Consider the following 20781-nt stretch of genomic DNA (forward strand, 5'->3'; position numbering starts at 1 on the left):
GGGTGGGGCGGGGGAGAGGAGGAGCGGGGGCGGCCGCGGAGGGGCCCCGGGTCAGCTCCGCGGCGGTCCGAACCAGCGCTCCAGGGCGGTGGGCAGGTCGTCGTGGCTGCCGGGCGCCGCCCACGCCACGTAGCCGTCGGGGCGCAGCAGCACGGCGGCGCTGCCGTGCGGGACCGGGGCCTCGGGGGCGGCGGTCACCACGTCGACCCGGTCGCGCCAGGGGGCGGCGCGGCGGCGCGGCCACGGGTTGTCGTCGAGGTCGAGCAGGACGCCCCGGCCCCGGTGCAGCAGGGCGGCGCTGTCGGTGGACCGGCCGGCGACCGTCACCGGCAGGGAGGGCAGCCGGGCGCCGAGCAGCGGGTGGGTGCCCGCCCCGACGTCGTAGCGGATCTCCACGCCGCTCACCTTCGCCGCGAGGTGCCGGGCCACCTCCTCGTACGCGACGAGCTCGCCGAGCACCTCGCGCAGCGGCCCCACCTCGGGGCCGCCGAGGATCAGCAGGCTCTGCGCCTGGGTGTTGGCGAGCAGCCGGCGGCCCACCGGGTGCCGCTCGGAGTGGTAGGTGTCGAGGAGGGCGGCGGGCGCCGTCCCGCGCAGCACGGCGGCCAGCTTCCAGCCCAGGTTCACGGAGTCCTGGATGCCGGTGTTCATGCCCTGTCCGCCGGCCGGCAGGTGGATGTGGGCCGCGTCGCCGGTCAGCAGGACCCGGCCCCGCCGGTACTCGGTGACCAGCCGGGCGGCGTCCGTGAACGAGCTGACCCACACCGGCCGGCCGTGCGCGATGTCGTGGCCGGTCAGGCGCTTGTAGGTGTCGGCGACCTCCTCGAAGCGGGGCGGCGCGGTGCGGCGGCGGGGCGGCGTGCCGCGCTCCCCGACGATCAGCCGGTGCACGCCGTCGCCCAGCGGGGCGGACATGACCATGCCGCCGGGCACCAGCTCCCCGATGCCCCGCGGCGGCACCTCCACCCCCCGGACGTCGGCGAGCAGCAGCTCCGTGGTCGCCTCCGTGCCGGGGAAGTCGAACCCGGCCGCCTTGCGCACCGCGCTGCGCCCGCCGTCCGCGCCGACGAGGTACCGCGCCGTCAGCTCCAGCGGCCCGTCCGGGCCCTCGGCGCGGACCAGGACCCGGTCGGCCTCCTCCTCGAAGCCGTGGAAGGCGTGGCCGCGCCGGACGTCCGCGCCCAGCCCCCGGGCCCAGGACTCCAGCACGCTCTCCGTCAGCGACTGGGGGACCGCCCTGGCCGCCCGGTGCGCGCCGTCCAGCACGCCGAAGTCGAGCGGGATGCCGCCGAAGTGGCCCTGGGGGCTGGTCTCCGGACCGCCGAAGCGGGGCAGCAGCCCGCGCTGGTCGAACGTCTCCATCGTGCGGATCGTCAGGCCCAGCCCGCGTGACTCGCCGGTGGGTGCGGCCAGCCGCTCCAGCACGACGACGCCGACACCGGCTAGGCGCAGCTCTCCGGCGAGCGCCAGACCGGCCGGTCCCGCTCCCACGACGACGACGGACACGTCCATACGGCTTCTCCTCTCACCATTCTCGGGGCGACCGATCAGAAAATTCCCGGCTCCTCCCCGCGGACTGTCGCCTTTTGTGGGCGGCCCGCCGGACGGCCATGAATATCGTCGGCCGACCCGTCCGGAGTTTTCAACCCGTGAATCCCAGGACCGGCAAAAGGACGTGTGAGGCCACAGTCAAAGCGACCGGCCCCGTAAAGAAATCGACAAGCGAATGTCAGAGGAACTGCAAATCCCCGGAGCGCGGCTCCGCCGGCAAGTCCCGCACCACCGGTCTGTGACCCCGGTCACTGCCAGAAACCCAAGGCCCACCTAGCCTCGGCACCTGTACCCCGCCAGACGGCAGAGCGCCGCCGACGTCGCTCCCCGCCCTCTTTACAGGCTTGTGAATTGTCCGGGCCCGGGGTTGTGACGGCGCGCCGGCCGCTGCCAGGCTGCACAGCCGTACGGCCACGGCATGAAAAACCGGGGGAATTGATGCATGCACTTGTGGTCGACGCGGACCAGACCGAAAGCTCATTCATCAGCGACGAGCTGAAACGCCATGGATTCGATGCGATGAATTGCGTGACGGGAGCCGAAGCGCTGGACCTGCACGAAGAATTCGACCTGCTCCTGCTCGACCTGCGGCTGCCCGACATCGACGGCCTGGAGGTGTGCCGGGCGGTGCGCGCCGCCAGCGACATCCCGCTGATCGCCTTCGCCTCCGCCGACCGCGGGCTCGACCGGGTCCTCTGCCTCCAGGCCGGCGCCGACGACTGCCTCGCCAAGCCCTACGGGCCGCGCGAACTCATCGCCCGCATCGAGGCGGTGCTCCGCCGGGCCCGCCCGGCCCGGACGGCCGCCCGCCGGACACCGGCCGTGCTCGCCCGCGGCTCGCTCTGCATCGACCCCGCGACCCGGGAGGCGCGGCTCAACGGACGGCTGATCAAGCTCACCCGCAAGGAGTTCGACCTGCTGCACCGCCTCGCCGCCGAACCGCACACCGTCCACTCCCGCGCCCGGCTCATGGCCGACCTGTGGGGCTACCGCGAGGGCCACGCCCCCGACGCCCGGGCCAGCCGCACGATCGACACCCACGTCAGCGCCATCCGCACCAAGCTGGGCGCCCCCGACTGGATCGTCACCGTGCGCGGGGTCGGCTTCCGCTTCGGCCGCGCCTGACGCCCGCCGCCCCGGCCGCCGCGCCGCCCCGCCACCCGACCCACCCGAGGACCCGGCCTCCCGGGCCCCGGATCACCGAACGCACGACAGGAGTCACCCCGCCATGCGCGCCACCCGCACCCCCGCCCGTCCCCGCACCCCCGGCGACCGCAGACGCCTCACCGCCCTCGCCTCCGCCCTCCTCCTCGCCGTACCGCTGACGGCCTGCTCCGCCGCCGGCTCCGACGGCGGGGCCGCCGGACCGCGCTCCGGCGGGCGCCTCACCTTCGCCCTCTCCTCCGACCCCACCTGCGTCGACCCGCACCAGGCGGCCACCAACGACGCCATGTACGTCACCCGGGGCATCGTCGACTCCCTCACCGACCAGGACCCCAGGACCGGGCGGATCGTGCCCTGGCTCGCGAGCTCCTGGGAGATCGGCGAGAACGCCTCCCGCTTCACCTTCCGGCTGCGCACCGGAGCCACCTTCAGCGACGGCGCCCCCGTCGACGCGAAGGCCGTCAAGGCCAACTTCGACGCGGTCCACGCCCTCGGCGCCCGCTCCATCCTCGGCGCCGGCTTCCTCCAGGGCTACCGGAGCACCCGGGTGGTCGACCCCCACACCGTCGAGGTGACCTTCGACGGCCCCAACGCGCAGTTCCTCCAGGCCACCTCCACCCCCACCCTGGGCCTCCTCAGCCCCGCCTCCCTGCGCCGCGGCGCCGAGGAGCGCTGCACCGGCCCCCTGGCGGGCTCGGGCCCCTTCACCCTCAAGGGCTACACCCCCGACACCTCCGTCGCGCTGGACCGGCGCGACGACTACGCCTGGGGCTCCCCCCTGTGGAAGAGCCCCGGCGCGGCCCGCCTCGAAGGCATCACCTTCCGGGTCGTCCCCGAGTCCGGCGTGCGCTCCGGCAGCCTCACCTCCGGCCAGGTCGACGCCATCGCCGGCGTCGCCCCCCAGGACGAGACCCTCCTCAAGGGACAGAAGGTCTCCGTCGTGGGCCGCGCCAACCCCGGCGTCCCGGTGGCCCTCAGCGCCAACACCGCGAGCCCCGTCGCCAAGGACCCCGCCGTCCGCCGCGCGCTCCAGGCCGCCGTCGACCGCGACGAGGTCGTCGACACCGTCCTCAGCTCCAGCTACCGCCCCGCCACCAGCTCCCTCGCCGAGACCACCGACGCCTACCACGACAACAGCGCCCTCCTCGCCCACGACACCGACCGCGCCCGCTCCCTCCTGGACGGGGCCGGCTGGCGGCCCGGCCCCGACGGCGTCCGCGTCAAGGACGGGCGCCGGCTGGAGCTCAAGGTCATCCTCGCCACCAACTTCGGCCCCAACCAGTCCGCGCTCGAACTGATCCAGCAGCAGGTCAGGAAGGCCGGGATCCAGCTGAACCTCAGCGTCCTGTCCATCGCCGACTACCAGAAGGCCAGGGGCGCCGGCGACTACGACCTCGCGTGGGGCAACGGCACCCGCACCGACCCCGACATCCTGCGCACCGCCTTCTCCTCGAAGCTGCTCAACCTCTCCCGCATCAGCGACCCCGCCCTCCAGCGGGAACTCGACGCCCAGGCCGCCGCGACCGACCCCGCCCGCCGCGCCGCCCACGTCGCCACCGCGCAGCGCCGCATCCTCGAACAGGGCTACCAGATCCCGGTCTTCGAGATGACGACCGTCCTCGCGCTCTCCAAGAAGGTGCACGACGTCGCCTTCGACGCCTCCTCCCGCCTCCAGTTCCACGACACGTGGCTCTCGTGACCGCCCGCCACCGGCCCCCGCGGCCCACGGACCCGGAGGCGCACCGGTGAAGCGCCGCCTGCCGCGCGCCCTGGCCCAGGCGCTGTTCGTCCTCTGGGCCGCGTACACCGTCTCCTTCGCCGTGCTCTACCTGCTGCCCGGCGACCCGGTGACGATCATGGCCGCGGGCGGCGGCGACGCGAGCTCGGTCAGCCCCGAGCAGATCGCCGAACTCCGCGTCCGCTACGGCCTGGACCGGCCCGTCCCGGAGCAGTACGCGACCGCCCTGTGGAACGCCGTCCGCGGCGACTTCGGCACCTCGGTGCACGGCGGGCAGCCGGTGGTCCGGCTCATCGCCGACGCCCTGCCCGCCACCCTCCAGCTCGCGGGCGCCACCCTCCTGCTGGCCCTGCCGCTCGGCGGCGCCGTCGCCCTGCTCGGCACCTACACCCGGCGCCGCTGGCTCCGCCAGCTCCTGCTGTCGCTGCCGGCCGCCGGCGTGTCGGCGCCCACCTTCTGGGTCGGACTGCTGCTCGTGCAGCTGGTGTCGTTCCGCTGGGGCCTGCTGCCCGCCTTCGGCAACGACGGCTGGAGCTCCCTCGTCCTGCCCTCGGTCACGCTGGCCCTGCCGGCCGCCGGACTCGTCGCCCAGGTCTTCGCCAAGAGCCTGCGGACCGAGCTGGCGGAGCCGTACGTCGACACCGCGCGGGCCAAGGGCGCGGGCCGCGCCCGCGTCCACCTCCGGCACGCGGCGCGGGGCGCCCTCGCCCCGCCGCTCACCGTCGCCGGACTCCTCACCGGCGGGATCCTGGCCGGTTCCGTGGTGGTCGAGACCGTCTTCGCCCGCACCGGCGTCGGCCGGCTCACGGCGACGGCGGTCACCACCCAGGACATCCCCGTCGTCCAGGGACTCGTGGTCCTCGGCGCCTGCGTCTACGTCACCACCCACCTCGTCGTCGACCTCCTCCACCCGCTCATCGACCCCCGCCTCACGGCCACGGAACGCCCGGCGGTGACCACATGACCGAACTCACCACCCACCCCGGCACCCCGCAGGCTGCCGCCGCCGGCGCCGCCGAACCCGCCCCGGCCCGGCCCGGCACCCCCTCCCGCCCCCGCCGGGCCCTCGCCTTCTGGCTGGGCAGACCCGGGCTCCTGCTGTCCGCCGCCCTGCTCGCCCTCGTCCTGCTGGCGGCCCTCTTCCCCTCCCTCCTCACCTCCCGCGACCCGCTCGCCGGCATCCCCGGCGAACGGCTCCTTCCCCCCGGCGCCGACCACCCCTTCGGCACCGACCAGCTCGGCCGCGACCTGTACGCCCGCGTCGTCCACGGCAGCGCCCTCACCCTGCGCGCGACCGGCCTCGCCGTCGCCGTCGGACTCGTCGCCGGCTCGCTCGTCGGCCTGCTCGCCGGATACCTCGGCGGGCGGGCCGACGACGCCCTGATGCGGCTCACCGACGTCCTGCTCGCCGTCCCCGGACTGCTGCTCTCCCTCGCCCTGGTGACCGCCCTCGGCTTCGGCACCGTCGAGGTCGCCGTCGCCGTCGGCGTCACCAGCGTCGCCGTGTTCGCCCGCATCATGCGCACCGAGGTCCGGCGCGTCGCCCGCACCCCGTACGTCGAGGCCGCGCGGGCCGCCGGCGTCCGCCGGCCCGCGGTGCTGCTGCGCCACGTGCTGCCGAACGCCGCCGCGCCCGTCCTCGTCTACGCGGCCGTCGACTTCGGCGCGGTCGTCCTCCAGGTGTCCTCCCTGTCCTTCCTCGGCTACGGCGCCCGCCCGCCCCAGCCGGAATGGGGAGCCCTCGTCGCCTCGGGACGCGACTACCTCGCTTCGGCCTGGTGGCTCACCACCCTGCCCGGACTCACCATCGCGGCCACCGTCCTGGCCGCCAACCGCATCGCCCGCGCCCTCGACGGCGAGGCGAGGGAGACCCCATGACCACGCCCCCACCCCCGCCCCAGCCCCCCGCCGAGCCGGAAGCCCTCCTCGCCGTCCGGAACCTGACCATCACCTACGGCACCCGCGCCGGCCCCGTCCCCGCCGTCCGGGGCGTCGACCTCACCGTCCGCCCCGGAGAGGTCCTCGCCCTCGTCGGCGAGTCGGGATCCGGCAAGAGCACCACCGCCCACGCCGTCCTCGGCCTCCTCCCGCCCGGCGCCCGCGTCGACGGCGGCACGATCCGGTACGCCGGCACCGACCTGGCCGCCGCCGACGAGTCCGTCCTGCGCGCCCACCGGGGCCGCGCCATCGGGCTCGTCCCCCAGGACCCGGCGGTCTCCCTCAACCCGGTGCAGCGCGTCGGGACCCAGGTCGCCGAGGTCCTCCTCCTGCACGGCCTCGCACCCGACCGCGACACCGCCCGCGCCCGGGCCGCCGAACTCCTCGGGGAGGCCGGCCTCGACCGGCCCCGGGAACGCGCCCGCCAGTACCCCCACGAACTCTCCGGCGGCATGCGGCAGCGCGTCCTCATCGCGATCGCCCTGGCCGCCCGCCCCCGCCTCCTCGTCGCCGACGAACCCACCAGCGCCCTCGACGTCACCGTCCAGCGCACCGTCCTCGACCACCTCGACACGCTCATCCGCACCTCGGGGACCGCCGTCCTGCTCATCACCCACGACCTCGGCGTGGCCGCCGACCGCGCCGGACGCGTCGCCGTCATGGCCCGGGGCCGCGTCGTCGAGACGGGCCCCACCCAGGAGGTCCTGGCCTCGCCCCGGCACCCGTACACCCAGGCCCTGCTGGCCGCCGCCCCGGCCTTCGCCCCCGCCCGCCGCCCCCTCCCCGCGGCGGGCGGCACCCCCGCGCCCGCCGCCGGCGGCCCCCCGGCCGCCCCCGACCTGCTCACCGCCGAGAACCTCGTCAAGGAGTACCCGCGCCGCCGCACCGGGCCGCGCACCCCGCCGCCCCGGGCCGTCGACGGCGTCAGCCTCCGCATCGCCCGCGGCGAGACCCTCGCCCTGGTCGGCGAGTCCGGCTCCGGCAAGTCCACGACGGCCCGGATGCTGCTGCGCCTGACCGACCCCACCGAAGGCCGGATCACCTTCGACGGCCAGGACGTCACCCGGCTCGGCGGCCCCGCCCTGCGCGCCCTGCGCCGCCGCCTCCAGATCGTCTACCAGAACCCCTACACCTCCCTCGACCCCCGGCTGCCCGTCGCCGAGACCGTCGCCGAACCCCTGCGCGCCTTCCGCGTCGCCGGCCGCGCCGAACGGGCCCGGCGGGTGGCCGCGCTCCTCGACCGCGTCCACCTGCCCGCGGACGTGGCGCGCCGCCGCCCCGCCGAACTCTCCGGCGGGCAGCGCCAGCGCGTCGCCATCGCCCGCGCCCTGGCGCTCCGCCCCGACCTCGTCGTCTGCGACGAACCCGTCTCCGCCCTCGACGTCTCCGCCCAGGCCCACGTCCTCGACGTCCTCGCCGAACTCCAGCGGGAGGACGGACTGAGCTACCTGTTCATCACCCACGACCTGGCCGTCGTCCGCCGGATCGCCCACCGCGTCGCCGTCATGCGCCACGGGCGGATCGTGGAGACGGGCCCCGTCGAGACCGTCTTCACCGAGCCCCGGCACGCGTGGACCCGCGAACTGCTCGACGCGATCCCCGGCCGCGGCCGGTCAGCCCCGGCCGGCGGCTGACCCGGCGGCCGGGAGGCCCCCGCCCGCCGCCGGGAGCACCGACCGGGCCGTCACCGTCCGCACGGTGACCTCCGGCGCCTCCCCGGCGGGCACGGCCACCGCCGCCGCGTACCCCGCGGGGACGGCCACCCCGCACACGCTCCACCCCGCGGGCCGCGCCGCCGGCTCCGCGTCCCCCAGGTAGTCGGCGCGCGGCGCGCGCCCCAACCCCGTCCCCAGCCCCTTGAGGTACGCCTCCTTGCGCGCCCACAGACGGGTGAAGGCCTCCGCCCGCCGTGCCGGGCCCAGCCGCTCCAGCTCCGCCCGCTCCCGCGGGTGCAGCCGCGGCAGGCACGCCTCCACCGTCCCCGGCGGGCACACCCGCTGCACGTCCACCCCCACGGCGCCCGCCGCCACGGCGACGGCCACCAGGCCGTGGCCGTGCGACAGCGAGAAGCCGGGCGGCGCGCCGACGCCCCGCAGCACCGGCCGTCCGTACCGCCCCTCCCGGCCGAACCGCACCCCGGCCGGGTCCACCCCGGTGTACGAGGCCAGCACCCGCCGCAGCGCCAGGTGCGCCCACACGTACCGGCTCCGCCCCTCCTCGCTCGCGAAGCCGCGGGCCCGGCGCCGTTCGGCCCCGTCGAGGACGCCGTACGCCTCCGGGGGCACGCCGTCCCCCGGTGCGGGGACCGCCAGCAGCCACACCTCCACGGCCCCGGCCCCGGGCGGCCGGCTCACGGCCGGGCCCGTTCCCCGGACGGCTCCCGCTCCCGCTCCCGTTCCCGCTTCCGCTTCCGGGACCCGCCGGGCGGCGGGCCGGCGGCCTCGGCGCGGCGCCCGGCGACGGCCGCCCCGAGCCCCGCGGCGAGCGACACCAGACCGCCGACCACGAAGCCCCACCGCACGCCCCAGCGGTCGGCGAGCGCGCCCACGAGCAGCGCCCCCAGCGGGGTCGACCCCTGGAGGATCAGCGTGTACAGGGCGAGGACCCGGCCGCGCAGCTCGGGCGGCACGCCCAGCTGGACGCGGTGGTTGGCGGCCTGCGCGAAGAAGATCGCCGCCCCGCCGGTGAGGAACAGCAGCACCAGGGACAGCGGGTACGACGACGTCGCCCCGACCGCCGTCTCCAGGACGCCGAAGGCGACGGCCCCGCCGGCCACCAGCCGCGCCGGGGGGCGCCCGCTCCGGGCCGTCGTCGCCAGCGCCGCGACCAGCGACCCCGCCGCGAACACCGCCGTCACCACGCCGAAGGACGAGGCCCCGGCGTGGTGCACCTGCGACGCCAGCAGCGGCAGCGTCAGCTGGAAGTTGAGGCCGAACAGCCCGACCACCGCCACCAGCGTCAGCGGCACCACCAGATCGAAGCGGCCCGCCGCCCGCAGCCCGTCGGCCACCCGCACCCGGTCGCCGCGCCGCCGCTCCGGCCGGGTCCCGCCCCGCATCAGCCGCAGGGCGACGACGGTGGCGGCGTAGCTCGCCGCGTTCAGCAGCATCACCCAGCCGACGCCGGCCGCCGAGATCAGCAGTCCGGACAGCGCGGGGCCCACCACCCGGGCGACGTTGAAGTACGCGGCGCTGAGCGCCGAGGCGTTGGGCAGCAGCGCGGAGCCCACGAGCTCCCCGACGAACGCCATCCGGGCCGGCACCTCGACCGAGTTCACCACCCCCAGCCCGCACGCGAACGCGTACACGTGCCACAGCCGGACCTCGCCCGCCACCACCAGCACCGCGAGCACCAGCGCCAGCACGCACGACAGCACGTTCGCCGCGGTCAGCAGGGCCCGCTTGTCGTACCGGTCGGCGAGCCGTCCGCCGTACAGCGTGAGCAGCAGCACGGGCGCGAACTGCAGGGCCGTCACCGTCCCCAGGGCGCTCGCCGACCCGCCGCTGAGGCCGAGCACCAGCCAGTCCTGCGCGACGACCATCATCCACGTGCCGGCCACCGAGACGATCTGGCCGAGCACGAACAACCGGAAGTCCCGGACGCGCAGGGCCCGGAAGACCCCGCCCACGGCGGCGCTCACGGGACCGGCACCGCCGGCCCGCCGTCCGCCGCCAGGCACTCCTCCAGGAACGCGAAGACCCGCAGGTGGTACGCGCGGGCGGCCCAGCCGAGACTCACGTTGTGCCCGGCCCCCGCCAGCCGGTCCACCCGGACCCGGGGCGCCCGGGCCAGCCGGCCCGTCAGGTCGTCCACGTCCTCGGGCCCGTGCCGCCACCACGCCTCGTGCTCGGCGAAGGTGAACCGCACCGGCACCCGCACCCGCCCGAGGACCTCGGCCCCGCCGGCCGCCCAGCCGCCCACCGACTCCCGCTCCCGCCTCGGCATCGGCGCCACCACCGACCGGCTGGCGCGGAACGTGCCCGGCGGGTACAGCCCGAAGCTCGGACCCCAGTCGAGCCGCCGCGAAGCGAAGCCCGTGCGGTTCGCCGCACGGGCGAAGGGCACGGCCGGCCGGTGCCCCACCCCCGACACGTCCACCCCGACCAGTCCCCGCGGCGGCCCGTCGGCGGCGAGGGCGAGGGCGACCTTCCCGCCGAAGGAGTGCCCGAGGAGCAGCACGGCCCCCTCGGTGAACCCCTCCAGCGCGCGCCCCAGCGTCCGGGCCTGCCCGGCCACGCCCCGCCCGTCCGGCACGAGCCCGGCGTACGGCCCGTATCCCGGCCGGTCCAGCGCCAGCACCGCGTACCCGAGCCGCCTCCCGAGCGCGAGCAGCGACACGTCCGGGTGGGCCTGGCCGTCGAAGTACCCCGCGCTCATCCCGCCGCCGTGCAGCGCGACCACCAGGGCGCGCGCGGGTCCGTACCCGGCCTCCGGCTCGGCGAGCAGCCCCGTCACGGGCGCCTCCCGGCCAGTCCCGAGAGTCACCCGGCGCACCCCCGGGGACACCCGTGACGACACGACGGTCATCCGCCCTCCTCGTACCCGTCCGACACCGGCGCTTCCGGCCCCACCAGCATCCGCACCGCCCGCCCGGCCCCTCAAGGGGCTCCGGTCCAGGACTCGGTGAGCTTCCCGCCCGCTCCCCCGGAAACGTCCGGGCCCCGCAAGCCCCGGGTCAGAGGAGTGTCAGAACCACCGCGGCCGGGCCTGCGGCCGCCGGCGCCGGGCCGGGGTCACGGGCGGGGGCACAGCAGCCGGTCGACCAGCCCGTCGACGTACTCCGGGGTGAGCGGGACCAGGCCGAACAGGACGCGGATGTACATGGGGGCGAGGACGTGGTCCAGCACGTCGAGCGCGTCGGGCGCGGGCTCGCCGCGCTCGCGGGCGCGGTCGAGCACGGCCTGCAGCTGCCGCATGCGTGCGGCGCGGAGTTCGTCACCGGCCTTCAGGCCCTGCTCGCCGTTGCCCGACAGGGCGACGGCCAGGCGCACCACCGCCGGGCCGTCGGGTCCGGTGATCTCGCGGGCCACCTGGGCCGCGTAGGTGCGCAGGTCGCCGTCCAGGCTCCCGGTGTCGGGCATCGGGGACCGCGCGTCGAGGCGGGTGAGCGCCACGTCGGTGAGCAGGGTCTCCAGGTTGCCCCACCGGCGGTAGACGCTGCTGTCGGCCACGCCCGCGCGGGCGGCGACGTCGCCGACGGTGAAGCCGCCGTAGCCGCGTTCGCCGATCAGGGCGGTGACGGCCCGGTGCACCTCCGCGGTGACGCGGGCGCTGCGCCCGCCGGGCCGCCGGACCGGCTGTCGTTCGTTCATGCCCCCACATTAACGCAGTGATCGCTTGCGTTTAGGGGGCGGCCTTCCGTACAGTCTCCTAACGCAGCCGATGGCTGCGTTAGGAGTCCGATTCCGTCGTCACCCGCGTGGACCACGGCCGGGCTCGACGAACGAGGGAGGGGAGTACCCATCACCGCATCGCCCACGGCCGCGGACGGCCGGTCGCACAAGGCCGTCCTGCTCGCGGTGACCTGCCTGGGCCAGTTCATGGTCCTGCTCGACAACACGATCGTCGGAGCGGCGCTGCCCGACATGCGGCTGCGGCTGCACACGGGACTGACCGGCCTGCAGTGGATCGTCGACGCGTACGTCCTGCTGGTCGCCATGCTGCTGCTGTCCGGCGGCATCTTCGCCGACCGCTTCGGCCGCAAGCGGGTGTTCCTGGCCGGCGCGGCGGTGTTCACCGCCGCGTCGCTGCTGTGCAGCCTCGCCCCCTCGCTCGGCTGGCTGATCGCCGGCCGCGCGCTGCAGGGCGTCGGGGCCGCGGCGCTGAGCCCCGCCTCGCTGGCCCTGCTCGTCGCCGCCCACCCCGCCCCGGCGGAACGGGTCCGGGCGATCGGCCTGTGGGCCGGAGTCAGCGGCATCGGCCTCGCCGCGGGCCCCGTGGCCGGCGGCGTGCTGACGGACGCCTTCGGCTGGCCCGCCGTCTTCCTGGTCAACCTGCCCCTCGGCGCCCTCCTGCTCCTGGTCGGTCCGCGCCGCCTCGAAGAGGCCCGCAACCCGGCCGCCCCCGCCATCGACGTCCCCGGCACGGCGCTGTCCGCCCTGGGCGTGGGGGCGCTGACCTACGGGCTGATCGAGGGGGGAGCGCGCGGCTGGACCTCGCCGGTGATCCTGGGGAGCTTCGCCGCCGCGGCGGTCCTCCTCGCCGCCTTCGTCGCCGTCGAGGCGCGTCGCCCCGCACCGATGCTGCCCCTGCGGCTGTTCCGGCAGCGGCTGTTCACGGTGTCCAGCGCCGCCATGGTCGTGGTGGGCTTCGCGCTGATGGGATCGTCGTTCTTCTTCTCCCAGTTCTTCGTGGAGGTCCAGGGCAGCTCGGTCCTGCGCGCCGGCCTGCAGACCCTGCCCCTCTCCCTCGCCATGGTGGCCGCCAGCCCGTACGCGGGCCGGCTCGCCGCCCGGTACGGCTTCCGCACCGTCGTCACCACCGGCCTGGCCCTGGCCGGCCTGGGTCTGCTCGCGCTCGGCACGGTGCACGCCGACACCGGCTACGGGAACGTGTGGTGGCGCCTGGCGGTCGCCGGCACCGGCTTCGCCCTGACCCTGTCCCCGCTGACGGGGGCCGCCATCCAGGCGGTCGGCCCGCAGGAGGGCGGCCTCGCGTCGGGCATCAGCAGCACCACCCGGCAGATCGGCGCGGTGCTCGGCGTCGCGGTCCTCGGGGCCGTCGTCCGCGCCCGGCAGTCCGGCGGCGCCTCCTTCGGCGCCGGCCTCGACAGCGCCTTCCTCACGGCCGGCGCCCTCACCCTGGCCACCGCCGCCGCCACCGCCCTGTGGCTCGCGGCCTCCCGGCCCGCGCGGGACCCAGCGCCCCCGCGCGGCTCCGCCCTCCCGCACGAGGCCGCCCCGCACGGAGCCGCCCCGCCGAAGGGGGCCTCCGCGCACGGCCCGAACAGGACGGCGCCCGCCCCCACGGCCGGAACCCCCGCCGACAGCACCCGCATCGTCACCGCACACACCACGGAGAGGCCCCTGTGACACCCGTGCCCCGCATGACCGTCGAAGAGCACCCGGTGGCCGACGCCGCGGCCGGACCCTACGCCCTCACCACGGGACCGGACGGCGCCCTGTGGTTCACCCTCGTCCACGCCGGCCGGATCGGCCGGCTCGTCCCCGGCGAGGAGCCGACGACCCACTCGCTCGACCCCGCCTGCGGACCGACCGTCATCACCCCCGGCCCGGACGGCGCCCTGTGGTTCACCGAGTACAAGGCGGACCGGATCGGACGCGTCACCACCGACGGCACCGTCACCGAGTTCGACGTGCCCACCCCCGGCTGCGGGCCGTTCGGCATCGTGGCCGGGCCCGACGGCGCGCTGTGGTTTACCGAGACCGCCGCCGGACGGATCGGCCGGATCGCCGTGGACGGCGAGGTCACCGAGTTCCCGCTCCCCGTCACCGGCGCGTTCCCGTCCGCGATCACCGCCGGCGGCGACGGCGGGATGTGGTTCACCCTCAACCAGGGCGACGCCGTCGGCAGGATCGGCACGGACGGCGCGATCACCCTCCACCCGCTGCCGACCGAGGCGGCCGCGCCGGTCGGGATCGCCGCCGGCCGCTACGGGGAGCTGTGGTTCACCGAACTCGCCGCCGGGCGGATCGGCCGGATCACCCCCGACGGGAAGATCACCGAGTTCCCGCTGCCCGACCGCGCCGCACGCCCGCACGCCGTCACCGTCGACGGCCGGGGCACCGCCTGGTTCACCGAATGGGCGGGCAACCGCGTCGGCGCGATCACCCCCGACGGCACCGTCACGACGTACGACCTGCCCACCCCCGGCTCCGAACCGCACGGCATCGCCGTCGGCCCCGACGGCGCCCTGTGGACCGCCCTGGAGACCGGCGCGCTCGCCCGTGTCGCCCCGGCGGACGGCTCCGCCTGAGCCTCCGTCTCCCTTTCCCGTCCGACGTCAACAGCGGTCGCCGGTACGGCGGCCGGAGAGGAAGCCCCGATGAAGTACGCACTGGTGATCTTCGAGACGGACGAGTCGCGCCGCCGGATCCGGGCCGACCGGGCCGCCTACCGCAAGGAGTACGAAGGCTGGATCGGCGGCCTCGCCGCGGCCGGGAAACTGGTCGGCGGCGACGCCCTGGAGACCGAGGACACCGCTCCCGCGACCGTGCGCACCACGGCCGACGGGACGACGACGGTGACCGACGGGCCCGCGTATGCCGGTGAGGAGACCCTCGGCGGCTGGTTCGTCGTCGAGGTCGCCGACCGCGCGGAAGCCGTCGCACTGGCCAGGAGCCTGCCGACCCCGGAGACCGTCGAGGTCCGCCCGCTCCTCGAATCCGCCTGAACGGCGCCGGGGCCGGGTCGCGGCGGCCCCGCCCCCGGGGGCCCGGCCTTGACCTTGACACGGTGACAAGCCTTTGACTGCCTCCCCAGGAGGTGGTCCCGATGACCATGACGTATCAGGACGAGGACGTGCGGCGCGCGCTGCGGGCGCTGGCGGACGAGCGTCCGTCGGTGCGGCTCAAGGCCGCCCTGGCGGTCGGCACGACGCCCGACGCCCGGTTCGTCGAGCCGCTCGTCGAGCGGTGCGCGGTGGAGCCCGAGTTCTTCGTCCGCGACATGCTGACCTGGGCGCTGACCCGCCACCCCGAGAAGCTGACGCTCCCCAGGGTGCTGCCCGAACTCCGTTCGGAGCGCCCGCAGGCGCGGAGCCAGGCCCTGCACACGCTGTCCAAGATCGGCGACCGGCGGGCGTGGCCGGCGATCACGCACGCCCATCTGACCGACCCCGACGACGAGGTGGCGCGGGCCGCCTGGCGGACGGCGGTCCTGCTCGTGCCGGACGGCGAGGAGCCCGCGCTCGCCGCCGCGCTCGCCACCCAGCTGGGGCGCGGCGAGCGGGCGACGCAGCTCAGCCTCAGCCGGGCGCTGACCGGGCTCGGCGACGCGGTCCTGCCCGCACTGGACGCCGCGGCCGGGCACCGCGACCCGGGCGTGCGCGCCCACGCGCTCGCCACCCGGCGGATCCTGGACGACCCCGACACCGGATTCGAGTACGCGATCGAGGAGGCGAAGCGCGTCGTGGCGCTCGACGGGGCCCCGGGGGAGGGAGACTAGGGCGTGCTGATCGGTGAGGTGGCGCGGCGCTCGGGCGTCAGCGCGCGCATGCTCAGGCATTACGAGTCGCTCGGACTGGTGCGGCCCGCGGGCCGCACCGGTTCCGGCTACCGCGAGTACCGCGACGAGGACATCCGGAGGATCTTCCACGTGGAGAGCCTCCGTTCGATGGGGCTGTCGCTGCGGGAGATCGGCCGCGCCCTCGACGACCCCGGCTTCACGCCCGCGCAGCTCGTCGGCGACCTCATCGAGCAGACCCGTGCCCGCATCGAGGCCGAGACCGAACTGCTCACGCGGCTGCGCCGCATCGACGCCGCCGAACCCGCCAGCTGGGACGAGGCCCTGCGGGTCGTCGCGCTCCTCCAGGCCCTCGGGTCGCCGAGCGGGGACGCCCGCCAGCGCGCCGCGCTGTCCTCGGCCGACGAGGTCCCCGTACCGGTCGAGGCGCTGGTCGAGGCCGCGTTGAACGAGACGGAGCCCAACGTCGCCGGCGCCCTCCGCTGGGCGCTGGCCCGCTCCGGCGACGGCGGCCCCGCCCTCCTGGCCCGGGGCCTCGACTCCCCGGAGGCGGCGGTGCGCGAACGGGCCGTGCGCACCCTCGCCGGCCTTCCGGGCGAGGAGGCGGCCGCCCCGCTCCGCGCCGCCCTCGCCCATCCCGATCCCGTGGTCCGGGGCCAGGCGGCCCTGGCCCTCGGGTCCCGGGGCGAGCGCGAGGCGATCGCGGTGCTCGTCGAGATGGTCGTGGACGGCAGGAACGACACCGACGCGGCCGACGCGCTCGGGGCCCTGGCCGCCGACGCGGCCACGGCCGACGAGATCGCGGCCGGCCTCGTCGCCCACCTCGGCCACGCGGGCACCGCACCGCCCGCCCGGGGCCGCCTCACCCAGGCCCTGGCCGACATTCCCGGCCCCGTCGCCGCCCGTGCCCTCGCCGACCTCAGCCACGACCAGGACCGCGCCGTCGCCCTGACGGCCGCCTACCTCCGCCGGCTCCGCGACGACCCCTGACCCCCGGCGCGGGCCGCCCGGCCGCCCCTCCCGTTCAAGCGGTCCGGGTGCCGCTCGGCTCCCAGGCGAGGTGCGGCGCCAGGGCGTTCAGGAAGTCGGCCGCGTCGAAGAGCTCCCCGGCGGAGGCGACGCCGACCGTGCGGGTCCGGCCGGTGAGGACGCGGTGCACCGCCTCGACGGCGAGCGGGGCGGTGACGGCGTAGATGTCCTGGCCCGTGGCCACGGCCCGCCGCTCGGCCCCTCCGGAGCGGACGACGACGTCGACGAGGAAGGTCTGCGCGGACCGGCCGCGAGCGTCGACCGCCGTGGGCCCCGCCGTGCCCGCGCCGGTGACGCCGCCCGCCGCCTCGGTCGACATGTAGGTGCGCACCGAGGGGACGGACAGATGGCTGGGGAGGGTGACGACGTCGGCCATCGTGAACTCCCCGACGACGGGCCGCGGCCCCATCGGCTCGGGGAAGGGCCAGGTCAGCACGGGCAGTTCGTCGGTGTGGTACTCCAGCCGCCCGCCGGTGAAGCGGACCCGCCGCCCGCCGCGCCGCTCGGCGGAGACCCTCCCGGCGATCCGGGTCCCCTCCGTGGGCTCCCAGCCGCTCAGCCCGTACGCGACGTGCGCCTCGTCCGCCGAGGTCCAGTCGCCCATCGCGGCCGTGGCCAGCAGGTCGCCGAGGCCGCCGTAGAAGGCCATGGCGGGCACGATCACCGCGCCCTCGGCGCGCGCCCGGTCCGCGTACCGGGCGAAGGTGTCGGCGTTGGCCTCGATCTCGGCCGCCACGTCGACGTACGGGATCCCGGCCCGCAGCGCGGCCTCGATCACCGGGCCGGCCGTCGTCGCGAACGGCCCCGCGCAGTTGACGACGGCGTCCGCGCCGGCCAGCGCCCGGTCGAGCGCCGCCGGGTCGTCGACCGGCGCCGGGCGCACGCCGAGCCCCGGGTGCTCCGCGGCCAGCGCCGTCAGCTTGCCGGCGTCCCGCCCGGCGAGGACGGGGACGAAGCCCCGCTCCCGCAGGTGCGCCACCACGAACCGGCCCGTGTGCCCGTACGCGCCGTACACCGCCACCGTCTGCCCCGCTGCCATGGGTTCCCTCTTTCCGTCCGTGCCGCTTCCGTTCGGCCGTCTCCATCCTGGAATGGTTGAAGGTGCAACCGTGAGTGTCGGAAACGACGTGCCCCGTACACTTCCGGACATGACCTCCGTCGCGCTGGCCGTCACCGACGGCATGCTGCACTTCGAACTCTCGATCGCCCACGAGGTGTTCGGCTCCGCGCCCGACGCGGTCACCGTCCCCTGGTACGAGCTGACGGTCTGCGGACCCGGCGCCGTGCCCTTCGGCCCGTTCCGCCTGGAGCCCGACCACGGCCTCGACCGGCTCCGCGACGCCCACACCGTGATCGTCCCCGGCTGGGCCGACGTCGACGCGGCCCCGCCCGCCGACCTGGTCGACGCGGTGCGCGCCGCCCACGCGGCCGGCGCCCGCGTCGTCTCGCTCTGCACCGGCGCGTTCGTCCTCGCCGCCGCCGGACTGCTCGACGGCAGGCGCGCCACCACCCACTGGGCGCACACCGCCGCCCTCGCCGCCCGCCACCCGGCGGTGGAGGTCGACCCCGGCGTGCTCTACGTCGACGACGGCAGCGTCCTCACCTCCGCAGGCAAGGCCGCCGCGCTCGACCTGTGCCTGCACCTGGTCCGCCTCGACCACGGCTCCTCGGTCGTGAACGCCGTGGCCCGCCGGCTGGTCGTCCCCCCGCACCGGTCCGGTGGCCAGGCGCAGTTCGTCACCGCGCCCGTGCCCGCCCGGGAGGGCCACCCGCTCACCGCCCTCCTGCCCTGGGCCGTGGAGCGCCTCGACCGGCCGCTGACGGTGGAGGACCTCGCCCGCCGCGCGGGCATGAGCTCGCGTCAGCTGACCCGCCACTTCCGCGCGGCGACCGGCACCACGCCCCTGCGGTGGCTGCTGGCCCAGCGCGTCCGCCGCGCCCAGGAACTCCTGGAGCTGACCGAGGACGGCGTCGACGCCATCGCGGCCGCGACGGGCATGGGCACCGCCACGACCCTGCGGCGGCACTTCCGCCGCACCCTGGGCGTGCCCCCGGACGGCTACCGCCGCGCCTTCCGCGCCCGCGCGGCGGGACCGTCCGGGGCCGCGTGACCCGGGGCGGTGCGTCAGTAGGTCAGGATGCCGGGGTCGGTGACGCCCTCCGCCCCCGTCTCCACGTGCCCGGCCAGGCGGCGCACGTAGTCGGCGTGCGCCGGGGAGGTGATCGTGACGTCGTACCACCTGCCGGAGGCCGACAGCGGCACCGAGTGGGCGACGGTCGCGCCCCGCGGCACCGTCAGCGTCCGCGGGGCGCCTCCGTAGGCGTGGGTGACGGTCACCGTCGTGGTGGCGCCGGCGTTGGTGAAGCTGAGGTCCAGGTCGCCGGTGGTGGCGTTGTGGCGGGCGGTGACCTCGGGGACGGCGGTCTTCCCCGGGGAGCGGAAGCGGCGCAGGAAGCCGTTGGGGCCGTGCACGGTGAGGTCGGTGGTGCCCTTGGAGTACGTGGTGTTCCAGGTGTCGGCGATCGACGCGCCCGCCGCCGTCGTGTACGTCCAGGGGGCGTCGGTGCGGTTGGCCGAGGTCACGTAGAACTGGGCGCCCGCGGCGGGGCCGCCGCCGAACGCCAGCCGGAAGGTGCCGGCCGCGGTGTCGGCGGAGCCGTCCACGTACGGGGCGTACTTCAGCGGGCGGGTGGGCTTGGAGCCCGGCTCCTGGCGCGGCATCGTGCCGACGGCCGGCGCGGTGGCCGGGAAGTCGGGGTGCCGGTCGCGGTCCGGCGGGTAGTACCCGGCGGTGGACGGCAGCGCGACCGGCTGCGGCTGGGCGCGGGCGAAGTCGAAGGCGGAGGTCAGGTCGCCGCAGACGGCCCGCCGCCACGGGGAGATCTGCGGCTCCTGGACGCCGAAGCGGCGCTCGATGAACCGGATCACCGAGGTGTGGTCGAAGGTCTCGGAGCAGGTGTAGCCGCCGGTGGACCAGGGGGAGACGACGATCATGGGGACCCGGGGCCCGAGGCCGTAGGGCCCGGCGACGTAGCCGGTCCTGCCGGGGAAGTGGTCGAGGGCGGTGGGGACGGTCGACAGGCCCTGCGCGGCCGAGGCCGGGACGTACGGCGGGACGACGTGGTCGAAGAAGCCGTCGTTCTCGTCGTAGGTGACGAACAGCGCGGTACGGGCCCACACGTCCGGGTTGGACGTCAGCGCGTCCAGGACCTGCGCGATGTACCAGGCGCCGTAGTTCGACGGCCAGTTGGAGTGTTCGGAGAAGGCCTCGGGCGCGGCGATCCAGGAGACCTGCGGCAGCGTGCCGGCCCGGACGTCGGCGCGCAGCCGGTCGAAGTAGCCCTCGCCCGCCTTGGCGTCGGTGCCGGTGCGGGCCTTGTCGTACAGGGGGTTGCCGGGCTGGGCGTTGCGGTAGGCGTTGAAGTAGAGCAGCGAGTTGTCGCCGTAGTTGCCGCGGTAGGCGTCGTTGATCCAGCCCCAGGAGCCGGCCGCGTTCAGCCCGTCGCCGACGTCCTGGTAGACCCGCCAGGAGATCCCGGCCGCCTCCAGGCGCTCGGGGTACGTCTTCCAGCCGTAGCCGGCCTCGGCGTTGTTGAGGACCGGGCCGCCGCCGGTGCCGTCGTTGCCGGTGTGTCCCGACCACAGGTAGTAGCGGTTCGGGTCGGTCGAGCCGATGAACGAGCAGTGGTAGGCGTCGCAGATCGTGAACGCGTCGGCGAGCGCGTAGTGGAAGGGGATGTCCTCCCGGGTGAGGTGCGCCATCGTCGCCTTGGTCTTGGCGGGTATCCACTGGTCGTAGCGGCCCTTGTTGAACGCCTTCTGGCCGCCCGCCCAGTCGTGGTTGAGGCCCTGCAGGAACTCCATGCCGAGCTTCGCGCTCTCCGGGCGGAAGGGCAGGGTCACCTTCGAGCCGTCGGACTGGTTCCACACGGACCTGCCGCTCGGCAGGGTGACGGGCCGGGGGTCGCCGAATCCGCGGACGCCCTTCATCGCCCCGAAGTAGTGGTCGAAGGAACGGTTCTCCTGCATCAGGACGACGATGTGCTCGACGTCCTGGAGCGTGCCCGTCGACCCCTGCGCGGGGATGGCGGCGGCACGGGCGATGGACTCGGAGAGCGCGCTGAACGCGACGGCACCGCCGGCGAGCTGAAGGAACCGGCGACGATCGAGGTCGGCCATGGGGGAGTAGTCCTCCGGAAGACGAGCGGACGGGAGC

Annotated in this window: 18 protein-coding genes; 11 read left to right on the top strand and 7 right to left on the bottom strand. The window is 76.0% G+C overall.

The features are described from left to right. Positions 1-51: 51 nt before the first annotated feature. Complete coding sequence (locus ACFW6A_RS20310; protein ID WP_351853821.1) at positions 52-1512, bottom strand: FAD-dependent monooxygenase; 1461 nt, start codon at positions 1510-1512, stop codon at positions 52-54. A 477-nt stretch (positions 1513-1989) separates the two neighbouring features. Here ACFW6A_RS20310 and ACFW6A_RS20315 point away from each other — a divergent pair, with 477 nt between their 5' ends. The 5 genes from ACFW6A_RS20315 (at position 1990) to ACFW6A_RS20335 (ending at position 8025) form a co-directional block, all read left to right on the top strand. Next, a complete protein-coding gene (locus tag ACFW6A_RS20315; protein WP_351853824.1) occupies positions 1990-2676 on the top strand; it encodes a response regulator transcription factor in 687 nt (228 codons plus the stop codon). A 103-nt stretch (positions 2677-2779) separates the two neighbouring features. Beyond that, positions 2780-4414 carry an ABC transporter substrate-binding protein gene (locus ACFW6A_RS20320; protein WP_351853827.1) on the top strand — a complete coding sequence of 545 codons (1635 nt, stop codon included), beginning with the start codon at positions 2780-2782 and terminating at the stop codon, positions 4412-4414. A gap of 46 nt (positions 4415-4460) precedes the next feature. Next, on the top strand, positions 4461-5417 hold the full coding sequence (locus ACFW6A_RS20325; RefSeq protein ID WP_351853830.1) for an ABC transporter permease: 957 nt from the start codon (positions 4461-4463) through the stop codon (positions 5415-5417). Beyond that, positions 5414-6331: an ABC transporter permease gene (locus tag ACFW6A_RS20330; protein ID WP_386478669.1), complete on the top strand. Its 918-nt coding sequence runs from the start codon at positions 5414-5416 to the stop codon at positions 6329-6331. The genes ACFW6A_RS20325 and ACFW6A_RS20330 overlap by 4 nt, the downstream gene beginning before the upstream one ends. Further along, on the top strand, positions 6328-8025 hold the full coding sequence (locus tag ACFW6A_RS20335; RefSeq protein WP_386641748.1) for a dipeptide ABC transporter ATP-binding protein: 1698 nt from the start codon (positions 6328-6330) through the stop codon (positions 8023-8025). The genes ACFW6A_RS20330 and ACFW6A_RS20335 overlap by 4 nt, the downstream gene beginning before the upstream one ends. On the opposite strand, the gene ACFW6A_RS20340 is transcribed toward ACFW6A_RS20335, so the two are convergent. The 4 genes from ACFW6A_RS20340 to ACFW6A_RS20355 all read right to left on the bottom strand — a co-directional run bounded on the left by ACFW6A_RS20340 (position 8005) and on the right by ACFW6A_RS20355 (position 11703). Then, complete coding sequence (locus ACFW6A_RS20340) at positions 8005-8745, bottom strand: 4'-phosphopantetheinyl transferase superfamily protein (protein ID WP_351850366.1); 741 nt, start codon at positions 8743-8745, stop codon at positions 8005-8007. The two genes, ACFW6A_RS20335 and ACFW6A_RS20340, sit on opposite strands and share 21 nt — an antisense overlap. Beyond that, on the bottom strand, positions 8742-10031 hold the full coding sequence (locus tag ACFW6A_RS20345; protein WP_386478661.1) for an MFS transporter: 1290 nt from the start codon (positions 10029-10031) through the stop codon (positions 8742-8744). Before ACFW6A_RS20345 ends, ACFW6A_RS20340 begins: the two co-directional genes overlap by 4 nt. Next, positions 10028-10918, bottom strand: a complete 891-nt coding sequence (locus ACFW6A_RS20350; protein ID WP_386478658.1) for an alpha/beta fold hydrolase — start codon at positions 10916-10918, stop codon at positions 10028-10030. Before ACFW6A_RS20350 ends, ACFW6A_RS20345 begins: the two co-directional genes overlap by 4 nt. Before the next feature lie 206 nt (positions 10919-11124). Then, complete coding sequence (locus tag ACFW6A_RS20355; protein WP_351850371.1) at positions 11125-11703, bottom strand: TetR/AcrR family transcriptional regulator; 579 nt, start codon at positions 11701-11703, stop codon at positions 11125-11127. 150 nt (positions 11704-11853) lie between these two features. Here ACFW6A_RS20355 and ACFW6A_RS20360 point away from each other — a divergent pair, with 150 nt between their 5' ends. The 5 genes from ACFW6A_RS20360 to ACFW6A_RS20380 all read left to right on the top strand — a co-directional run bounded on the left by ACFW6A_RS20360 (position 11854) and on the right by ACFW6A_RS20380 (position 16525). Then, positions 11854-13422 carry an MFS transporter gene (locus ACFW6A_RS20360; RefSeq protein WP_386478681.1) on the top strand — a complete coding sequence of 523 codons (1569 nt, stop codon included), beginning with the start codon at positions 11854-11856 and terminating at the stop codon, positions 13420-13422. A gap of 14 nt (positions 13423-13436) precedes the next feature. Beyond that, positions 13437-14327, top strand: a complete 891-nt coding sequence (locus ACFW6A_RS20365; RefSeq protein WP_386478653.1) for a virginiamycin B lyase — start codon at positions 13437-13439, stop codon at positions 14325-14327. A gap of 69 nt (positions 14328-14396) precedes the next feature. After that, positions 14397-14744 (top strand): YciI family protein, encoded by a 348-nt coding sequence (locus tag ACFW6A_RS20370; RefSeq protein WP_386641752.1) that lies wholly within the window; start codon positions 14397-14399, stop codon positions 14742-14744. A gap of 101 nt (positions 14745-14845) precedes the next feature. Next, positions 14846-15517, top strand: a complete 672-nt coding sequence (locus tag ACFW6A_RS20375) for a HEAT repeat domain-containing protein (RefSeq protein ID WP_351850377.1) — start codon at positions 14846-14848, stop codon at positions 15515-15517. A 3-nt stretch (positions 15518-15520) separates the two neighbouring features. After that, positions 15521-16525 carry a HEAT repeat domain-containing protein gene (locus ACFW6A_RS20380; RefSeq protein ID WP_386641755.1) on the top strand — a complete coding sequence of 335 codons (1005 nt, stop codon included), beginning with the start codon at positions 15521-15523 and terminating at the stop codon, positions 16523-16525. Positions 16526-16559: 34 nt separating this feature from the next. Here the strand turns inward: ACFW6A_RS20380 and ACFW6A_RS20385 are convergent, their stop codons facing one another. Further along, the gene (locus ACFW6A_RS20385) at positions 16560-17603 is read right to left on the bottom strand and encodes a saccharopine dehydrogenase NADP-binding domain-containing protein (protein WP_351850380.1); all 1044 of its coding nucleotides are present in this window, start codon (positions 17601-17603) and stop codon (positions 16560-16562) included. A gap of 109 nt (positions 17604-17712) precedes the next feature. Between ACFW6A_RS20385 and ACFW6A_RS20390 the strand changes: the two genes are divergently transcribed. Further along, on the top strand, positions 17713-18675 hold the full coding sequence (locus ACFW6A_RS20390; protein WP_351850381.1) for a helix-turn-helix domain-containing protein: 963 nt from the start codon (positions 17713-17715) through the stop codon (positions 18673-18675). Positions 18676-18689: 14 nt separating this feature from the next. Here the strand turns inward: ACFW6A_RS20390 and ACFW6A_RS20395 are convergent, their stop codons facing one another. Beyond that, complete coding sequence (locus ACFW6A_RS20395; RefSeq protein ID WP_351850382.1) at positions 18690-20744, bottom strand: phosphocholine-specific phospholipase C; 2055 nt, start codon at positions 20742-20744, stop codon at positions 18690-18692. Between the last annotated feature and the right edge of the window lie 37 nt (positions 20745-20781).

The organism is Streptomyces sp. NPDC058758 (assembly GCF_042746075.1).
Classification (GTDB): domain Bacteria; phylum Actinomycetota; class Actinomycetes; order Streptomycetales; family Streptomycetaceae; genus Streptomyces.

Bases quoted from the DNA above. Each gene is read 5' to 3' on its own strand.
- ACFW6A_RS20370 (WP_386641752.1), top strand. From the start codon at position 14,397: ATGAAGTACGCACTGGTGATCTTCGAGACGGACGAGTCGCGCCGCCGG.
- ACFW6A_RS20335 (WP_386641748.1), top strand. From the start codon at position 6,328: ATGACCACGCCCCCACCCCCGCCCCAGCCCCCCGCCGAGCCGGAAGCC.
- ACFW6A_RS20395 (WP_351850382.1), bottom strand. From the start codon at position 20,744: ATGGCCGACCTCGATCGTCGCCGGTTCCTTCAGCTCGCCGGCGGTGCC.
- ACFW6A_RS20310 (WP_351853821.1), bottom strand. From the start codon at position 1,512: ATGGACGTGTCCGTCGTCGTCGTGGGAGCGGGACCGGCCGGTCTGGCG.
- ACFW6A_RS20390 (WP_351850381.1), top strand. From the start codon at position 17,713: ATGACCTCCGTCGCGCTGGCCGTCACCGACGGCATGCTGCACTTCGAA.
- ACFW6A_RS20385 (WP_351850380.1), bottom strand. From the start codon at position 17,603: ATGGCAGCGGGGCAGACGGTGGCGGTGTACGGCGCGTACGGGCACACG.
- ACFW6A_RS20350 (WP_386478658.1), bottom strand. From the start codon at position 10,918: ATGACCGTCGTGTCGTCACGGGTGTCCCCGGGGGTGCGCCGGGTGACT.
- ACFW6A_RS20320 (WP_351853827.1), top strand. From the start codon at position 2,780: ATGCGCGCCACCCGCACCCCCGCCCGTCCCCGCACCCCCGGCGACCGC.
- ACFW6A_RS20355 (WP_351850371.1), bottom strand. From the start codon at position 11,703: ATGAACGAACGACAGCCGGTCCGGCGGCCCGGCGGGCGCAGCGCCCGC.
- ACFW6A_RS20375 (WP_351850377.1), top strand. From the start codon at position 14,846: ATGACCATGACGTATCAGGACGAGGACGTGCGGCGCGCGCTGCGGGCG.
- ACFW6A_RS20365 (WP_386478653.1), top strand. From the start codon at position 13,437: ATGACCGTCGAAGAGCACCCGGTGGCCGACGCCGCGGCCGGACCCTAC.
- ACFW6A_RS20330 (WP_386478669.1), top strand. From the start codon at position 5,414: ATGACCGAACTCACCACCCACCCCGGCACCCCGCAGGCTGCCGCCGCC.
- ACFW6A_RS20315 (WP_351853824.1), top strand. From the start codon at position 1,990: ATGCATGCACTTGTGGTCGACGCGGACCAGACCGAAAGCTCATTCATC.